The following is a 685-nucleotide window of genomic DNA, read 5'->3' as shown; positions in this document are numbered from 1 at the left end:
GAGGAAGATGTCACTGTCGGGGTGCCGCCCGGCCGACGTCGTTGCCTGGTCGAGGAGGAAGCGCGATCCAGCATTCGGGCCGCGCTTGACCACCAACAATGCCGTCCCCGGCGCGAGTCGCTCCACACCGAGGTCGGCTGGTTCGCTGCTCGACGCGCCAGAGGCGTCGAGTTCCTTGATGATCTCCTCGCGAAACACCGAGGTCGTCTCGACCGGCGCTTCGAACCCATTGTCGTTGTCGCTCACCACTTCTCCTGTCATTTTCCCCATTGGCGGCACGCCGGACGCAGTCGTCGTCTCGCGCCGCGAATTCCAAGCTTCGCAGAATTTCGTCACCGATCCGGTGCCCCATCCACCGTGACAAGCACTTCCGATCATACCGGTGCAGCCGTGATCCCACGCACCGTTGGCGACCGCGGGACCGGCCGAACCCAAGTCGTTACCAACCGGTCGGTAATCCGGCTAATCGGCGATCTGCGCCTCATATGCGGCCGGGTCGAGCAGCGTGTCCAGCAAATCGTCGGCAGTCCCCGAACTCACCCGGATCTCCGCCAGCCAGCCGGCACCATACGCATCGGAGTTCACCAAATCCGGCGAGCCCTCCAACGCGTCATTCACTGCCACGACCTCGCCGTCGAGCGGGCTGTAGATGTCCGACACACTCTTGGTCGACTCGACCTCGGCG

General features: G+C 64.1%; 1 protein-coding gene and 1 pseudogene. Both read right to left on the bottom strand.

Annotated features, from left to right (window positions below):
- Positions 1 to 249, bottom strand: a pseudogene (garA, locus tag B4M62_RS03670) (glycogen accumulation regulator GarA); the annotation flags it as partial.
- Between the two features lie 213 nt (positions 250 to 462).
- Positions 463 to 685, bottom strand: a 223-nt coding sequence (locus B4M62_RS03665) for a glycine cleavage system protein H (RefSeq protein ID WP_414651769.1), incomplete at its 5' end; no start/stop codon positions are given.

Source organism: Gordonia sp. UBA5067 (genome assembly GCF_002414845.1).
GTDB lineage: Bacteria > Actinomycetota > Actinomycetes > Mycobacteriales > Mycobacteriaceae > Gordonia > Gordonia defluvii.
This window is presented reverse-complemented; position numbering and strand designations above follow the sequence as displayed.